General features: G+C 71.8%; 7 protein-coding genes. 6 read left to right on the forward strand and 1 reads right to left on the reverse strand.

From position 1 onward, the window contains the following. The 6 genes from B551_RS12200 to B551_RS12225 form a co-directional block, all read left to right on the forward strand. Positions 1 to 748 (forward strand): iron ABC transporter permease (locus B551_RS12200; protein ID WP_023264178.1); only part of this gene is annotated, 748 nt, incomplete at its 5' end. Between the two features lie 10 nt (positions 749 to 758). Next, positions 759 to 1,583: an ABC transporter ATP-binding protein gene (locus B551_RS12205; RefSeq protein WP_006580088.1), complete on the forward strand. Its 825-nt coding sequence runs from the start codon at positions 759 to 761 to the stop codon at positions 1,581 to 1,583. A 44-nt stretch (positions 1,584 to 1,627) separates the two neighbouring features. Beyond that, complete coding sequence (gene cobO, locus B551_RS12210) at positions 1,628 to 2,344, forward strand: cob(I)yrinic acid a,c-diamide adenosyltransferase (protein WP_006580087.1); 717 nt, start codon at positions 1,628 to 1,630, stop codon at positions 2,342 to 2,344. A gap of 3 nt (positions 2,345 to 2,347) precedes the next feature. Next, on the forward strand, positions 2,348 to 3,427 hold the full coding sequence (gene cobT / locus B551_RS12215) for a nicotinate-nucleotide--dimethylbenzimidazole phosphoribosyltransferase (RefSeq protein ID WP_006580086.1): 1,080 nt from the start codon (positions 2,348 to 2,350) through the stop codon (positions 3,425 to 3,427). Between the two features lie 38 nt (positions 3,428 to 3,465). Then, on the forward strand, positions 3,466 to 4,323 hold the full coding sequence (locus tag B551_RS12220; protein ID WP_083492586.1) for an adenosylcobinamide-GDP ribazoletransferase: 858 nt from the start codon (positions 3,466 to 3,468) through the stop codon (positions 4,321 to 4,323). Beyond that, complete coding sequence (locus tag B551_RS12225) at positions 4,308 to 4,949, forward strand: histidine phosphatase family protein (RefSeq protein ID WP_023264180.1); 642 nt, start codon at positions 4,308 to 4,310, stop codon at positions 4,947 to 4,949. Before B551_RS12220 ends, B551_RS12225 begins: the two co-directional genes overlap by 16 nt. Positions 4,950 to 5,037: 88 nt before the next feature. On the opposite strand, the gene B551_RS12230 is transcribed toward B551_RS12225, so the two are convergent. Beyond that, positions 5,038 to 5,924, reverse strand: an 887-nt coding sequence (locus tag B551_RS12230) for a cobalamin-binding protein (protein WP_023264181.1), incomplete at its 5' end; no start/stop codon positions are given.

The raw sequence follows: 5,924 nt of genomic DNA on the forward strand, positions 1-5,924 counted from the left end.
GGCCGAGCCCTATGTGCTGGGCGTGTCGGGCGGCGCGGCCACCGGCGCGTTGCTGGCGATGCTGACGCTGGCGCCGCTGTGGACCGTGCAGGCCGGCGCCGCCGGCGGCGCGCTGATGTCGATGGTGCTGGTCGCCACGCTGGCGCGGCGCGATCTGCTGCATCCGCAGGTCCCGGGCGGCCATCATGAAGCCGGATCGCGGCTGCTGCTGACCGGCGTGATCCTGGCCGCCGGCTGGGGTGCGGTGATCACGCTGATCCTGAGCATCGCGCCCGAGGCCCGGCTGCGCGGCATGCTGTTCTGGCTGACCGGCGATCTGGGCGGCACCGCCAGCTACGGGCTCGCGCTCGGCACGCTGGTGCTGGCGCTGCTGCTGACGCTGCCGATGGCGCGCGCGCTGAACGTGATGCTGCTCGGCGAGACCGTGGCCCGATCGCTGGGCGTGCGCGTCGGCCGGGTACGGCTGTCGGCCTACCTGGTCGCGTCGCTGGCGATCGCGGCGTCGATCACGACCGCCGGTTCGATCGGCTTCGTCGGCCTGGTGGTGCCGCATCTGGTGCGGCTGGCGTGGGGCAACGACCAGCGCCTGCTGCTGCCGGCGGCGGCGCTGCTGGGCGGCACGCTGCTGATGGCGGCGGACCTGATCGCGCGCACCGCGATCGCGCCGGCGCAATTGCCGGTCGGCGTGATCACCGCGTTGCTGGGCGTGCCGACCTTCCTGTTCCTGCTGCTGCGCCGGCCGCGATGAAGGATCCGCAATGACGACCGCTGCCGACTGGACCGTCCCGACTGTGCCCTGCCCACGGCTGTCGCTGCGCGGCCTGAGCCTGCGTGCCGGCGGCAAGGCGCTGTTCGACGCGCTCGAGCTGACCATGCGGCCCGGCGAGCTGTGGTGCGTGCTCGGCCCCAATGGCGTCGGCAAATCGACGCTGATGGCGGTGCTGGCCGGGCTGCGCGAAGCCGAGCGGGGCGACGTTCGGCTCGACGACGAGCCGCTCGCCACGCTGGCGCGCCGGCGGCCCGAGGTACTGGCCCGGCAGCGCGCCTATCTGCCGCAGGCCATCCACGACACCTTTTCGATGACCGTGCACGACGCGGTCGCCGTCGGCCGCCATCCGCATCTGTCGGGATGGGGTTGGAGCGGCCGGGACGACGACGCGGTGGTGGCGGATCTGCTGGAAGCGCTCGATCTGGCGGGCCTGGCCGGCCGCGATGTGCTGACGCTGTCCGGCGGCGAGCGCCAGCGCGTGTCGCTGGCCGCGGTGCTGGCGCAGCAGGCGCCGCTGTTGCTGCTCGACGAACCGCTGGCGCATCTGGACCTGCGCCATCAGATCCTGGTGCTGGACACGCTGGCGCGCCTGATGCAAGCCGGCCGCCATGCCGCGATGCTGATCCTGCACGACCTGAACTTGGCACGCCGCTATGCCACGCATGCGCTGCTGATGGCCGAGGACGGCCAATGCCTGCACGGCCCGGCGGATCAGATCCTGACGCCCGCGCACTGTTCGCGCGCGCTGCGCACACCGATCGTCGCCGTCGCGCAGGGCGCGCATACGGCGTTGATCGCCAATGGCCCGGCATGAGGCAGGGCCGGGCCGCTTACCCCTCACCGATACCGCTCCGCGCAATGACGAGCCATCACGACCCCGACCCGACCGACACCAACGACACCAACGACACCAACGACACCAACGACACCCACGACACCCACGACACCCACGACACCCACGACACCAACGACACCGAGGGCCGCGACGAACGCCACAAGGCCCGCATGGTCCGCAAGAAGGCGGTCGTCGATGCGAAGATCGCGGCCGCGCAGGACGAGCGCGGCGTGATCGTGATCACCACTGGCAACGGCAAGGGCAAGTCCAGCTCGGGCTTCGGCATGGTGATCCGCGCGCTGGGCCACGGCATGCAGGCCGGCGTGGTGCAGTTCATCAAGGGCGCGTTTCCCAGCGGCGAGGAAATGTTCCTGCGGCGCTTTCCCGAACAATGCGCGTTCCACGTGATGGGAGAGGGCTATACCTGGGAAACCCAGGACCGTGCGCGCGACGTGGCAAAGGCCGAGGCCGCGTGGCAGGTCGCGCGCCAGCTGCTGCGAGATCCGTCGATCGGCCTGGTGCTGCTCGACGAACTGAATATCGCGCTGAAGCTGCATTACCTGGACGTCGAGACCGTGATCGCCGATCTGCGCGCGCGTCCGCCGATGCAGCATGTGGTGATCACCGGCCGCGGCGCGCCGCAGGCGCTGATCGACGCGGCCGATACCGTCACCGAGATGGCGCCGGTCAAGCATGCATTCCAGCAGGGCATCAAGGCCCAGCGCGGCATCGAGATGTAAGCCATGAACACTGGACCGAACCCCGCATCGAAGTTCACGTTGCCCGCGATCGCCCCGCTGGACGAAACGCTGCGTCCGACGCTGCAGGCCGCCATCGACGACAAGACCAAGCCCCTCGGCGCGCTGGGGCGACTGGAATCGCTGGCCCTGCAGATCGGGCTGATCCAGCGCACCGCGCAGCCGGTGTTGCGGCGGCCGGCGATGATCGTGTTCGCCGCCGACCATGGCATCGCCGATGCCGGCGTCAGCGCCTATCCGGCCGACGTCACGGTGCAGATGGTCCGCAATTTCGCCGCCGGCGGCGCGGCCATCAATGTGTTGGCGCGCCAGCACGGCATGGCGCTCGAGGTCGTCGACGCCGGCGTGCGCGTGCCGCCGGGCGCGGCGCCGGGTCTGGTGGACTGCCGCATCGATGCGGGCACGCGCAACTTCCTCGACGAACCGGCGATGGGGCGCGCGCAGGCCGAGGCCGCCCTGGCCGCCGGCGCCGCCCGCGTGATGCACCATGCCGGGCAGGGGACCAATGTGATCGGCTTCGGCGAGATGGGCATCGGCAATACCTCGGCCGCCGCCTGCCTGGTCAGCCGGCTGGCGGGGTTGCCGATCGCGGGCTGCGTCGGGCGCGGCACCGGCCTTGACGATGCGGGACTCGCGCGCAAGCTGGCGCTGCTGGAACGGGCGCTGGCGCGGCATGCCGATGCGGTCGAACCGCTGGATGCGCTGGCCGCGCTGGGCGGCTTCGAGATCGCGATGATGGCGGGCGCGTTCCTCGCCGCGGCGTCGCAGCGGATGGTGATCCTGGTCGACGGTTTCATCGCGTCGGCGGCGCTGCTGGTCGCGAGCCGCCTCGATGCCGAGGTGTTGTCGTACTGCGTGTTCTCGCATTGCTCGCACGAGCAGGGCCACCGCGCGCTGCTGGAGCACTTCGGCGCGCGGCCGCTGCTGGCGCTGGACCTGCGGCTGGGCGAGGGCAGCGGCGCCGCGCTCGCGTATCCGCTGGTGGCATCGGCGGTGGCCTTCCTGCGCGAGATGGCGACCTTCGGGGCGGCGGGCGTCAGCACGGCCGGCGCGTTGCCGCAATAGACTCGCGTCGACCTGCCGCCATCCGCACCATGACGAACATGCCGACCGAGCCCACGCCCGAGCCGCTGCAGGATCGGCGAGACCAGCAAGCCGGGCAACCCCGGCGGCCGACCCATCCGCTGCTGCAGCGCGCCTGCGACGAACTGCGCTACCTGCTGACCGCGGTCGGCTACTTCACGCGCATACCGGTGCCGGCCTGGGTCGGCTTCGCCCCGCACTATCTGCATGCCGCCGCGCGCTGGTTTCCGCTGGTCGGCCTGATGGTCGGCGCCGTCGGCGCGCTGGCGACGCTGGCCGCGTGGCTGCTGTGGCCGCCCGCGGTCGCGGTGCTGATCGGCATCGGCGCCACGCTGCTGCTGACTGGCGCCTTTCATGAGGACGGCCTGGCCGATTGCGTCGATGCGTTTGGCGGCGGCTATCGGCGCGAGGACGTGCTGCGCATCATGCACGATTCGCGCATCGGTGCCTTCGGTGCGCTCGCGCTGGTGCTGGCCCTGCTGCTGAAATGGCAATTGCTGCTGGCGCTGGGCCAGCGCGGCGGGCTGCGCGAACTGCTGGTGGTGCTGGTGGCCGCGCATGCCGCCAGCCGCGCGATGGCGGTCAGCTATCTGGCGACGCTGGACTACGTACGTGCCGAGGGCAAGGCCAAGCCGGTCGCGCAGCGGCTGTCGCCGCGCGGACTGGCGCTGGTGCTCGCCTGCGGCGCGCTGCCGTTGCTGGCGGTCGCGCCGGGCTTCGGCGTCGCCGCGATGGCCGCGCTGGCGCTGCTGCGGCTGTTGCTCGGCCGCTATTTCGTGCGCCGCATCGGCGGCTATACCGGCGACTGTCTCGGCATGGCCCAGCAGCTTGGCGAACTGCTGATCTATCTGCTGGCGGCGGCATGGATCTGGTCCTGATCCGGCACGCGCATCCCGCGGTCGACGACGGGGTTTGCTATGGCCGGCTCGACCTGCCGCTGGCCGAGCCGATGTCGCCGGCGGCCGATGCGATCGTCAACGCCGCGTCGGCGGCCGCATCGGCCAACGGCGTGCCGGCTCCCGCGCGGATCGTCTGCAGTCCCGCGCAGCGCGCCCATGTCACCGCGCAGCGGATCGTGCAGGCCTGCGCCGCGCAAGCCGGGCGAGAGGGCCTCGCGATCGACGCCGATCCGCGCCTTCGCGAACTCGATTTCGGTGCCTGGGAGGGCCAGCGCTGGGACGCGGTGCCGCGCGCCGATCTGGACCAATGGGCGGCCGACCTGATGGATGCGCGCCCGCACGGCGGCGAATCGGCGCGCACCGCGTACGCGCGCGTTTCAGAATGGGCTGACTCGCTGCAAGCGCCTGCCGCCGCCGCCGAGCGCTGCCTGTGGGTGGTCGGCCACGCCGGCCCGATGCGGATGCTGGCCGCGCATTGGCTCGGTCTGCCGCTGTCCGTCACGCTGGGCTGGCAGCTCGGCTGGGGCGCGAGCTGCGGCGTCCGGCTCGATCGGGGCGCCGCGCGGCCGGGACGTCTGTTGTGGTGGAACCGCACGGCGGGTTGAGGGCCAACGAGGGCCAACGAGGGCCAACGAGGGCCGACGCACCGGGCTCCGCACCGCCCCCCGCACTGAAGGCCAGGCCCGCGCCGTGTTACTGCGCAGGCCGCCGGCTCCGTGCGACCTCCAGTTGCCGGCACAGAATCTCCGCGGCATCGATCGCACGCGGTCCCGCGCGATTGATCAGGTCGCCGTCGATCGTGAACAGATTGCCCCGCGCCACCGCCGTCAGCTGCGGCCAGCGCTGCCATTGCGCGAAATCCGCCAGCGGCCGGTCCGCCGGCGTCGCGCCCATGCTGGCCGTGATCATCGCCTCGGGATTGCGGGCGATCACCGCTTCGACCGAAATGGTCGGCACCAGCGGCGTCTCGTCGGCGAATACATTGCGGCCGCCGCACAGCGCCAGCATGTCGCTGACCATATGCTGGCCGTTGAGCGTCATCAGCGGCTGCTGCCAGACCTGATAGAACACCGACACCGGCGGCCGTGCGGCATGGGCCTTGCCGAGCGCGGCGATGCGCGCGCGCAGGCGCTCGGCCGCGGCATGCGCGGCAGGACCGGTGCCGAGCAGCACGCCGAGCTTCTCGATATTGTCGGGCACCGCCGCCAGCCGCCGCGGCTCGCTGTGGAACAGCGGCAGGCCCAGTGCGCGCAGCCGCTCCGTCTGCTTCTGCGCGTTGCCATGCCGCCAGACCACGATCAGGTCGGGCTTGAGCGCGGCGATCCGTTCGAGATCGAGCGCCTTGTTGTCGCCGACCCGCGGAATCGCGCGCGCCTCGGGCGGATAGTCGCTGTAGTTGACGGTGCCGACGATGCGCTCGCCCCCGCCCGCCGCGAACAGCATCTCGGTGACATGCGGGGCCAGCGACACGATGCGGCGCGCCGGCTGCGCCAGCGTGATGGTCTGGCCGGCATCATCGACGACGGAGACCGCGGCGCGTGCGTCGGCGGGCAGGACGGCGGCGAGCGCCGCGGCAAGCG

The sequence above is a fragment of the Cupriavidus sp. HPC(L) genome (assembly GCF_000307735.3).
Taxonomy (GTDB): domain Bacteria; phylum Pseudomonadota; class Gammaproteobacteria; order Burkholderiales; family Burkholderiaceae; genus Cupriavidus.

Excerpts from the sequence above, each read along its gene's own strand:
- B551_RS12205 (WP_006580088.1), top strand. The coding sequence starts at position 759 with ATGACGACCGCTGCCGACTGGACCGTCCCGACTGTGCCCTGCCCACGG.
- cobO (WP_006580087.1), top strand. The coding sequence starts at position 1,628 with ATGACGAGCCATCACGACCCCGACCCGACCGACACCAACGACACCAAC.
- cobT (WP_006580086.1), top strand. The coding sequence starts at position 2,348 with ATGAACACTGGACCGAACCCCGCATCGAAGTTCACGTTGCCCGCGATC.
- B551_RS12220 (WP_083492586.1), top strand. The coding sequence starts at position 3,466 with ATGCCGACCGAGCCCACGCCCGAGCCGCTGCAGGATCGGCGAGACCAG.
- B551_RS12225 (WP_023264180.1), top strand. The coding sequence starts at position 4,308 with ATGGATCTGGTCCTGATCCGGCACGCGCATCCCGCGGTCGACGACGGG.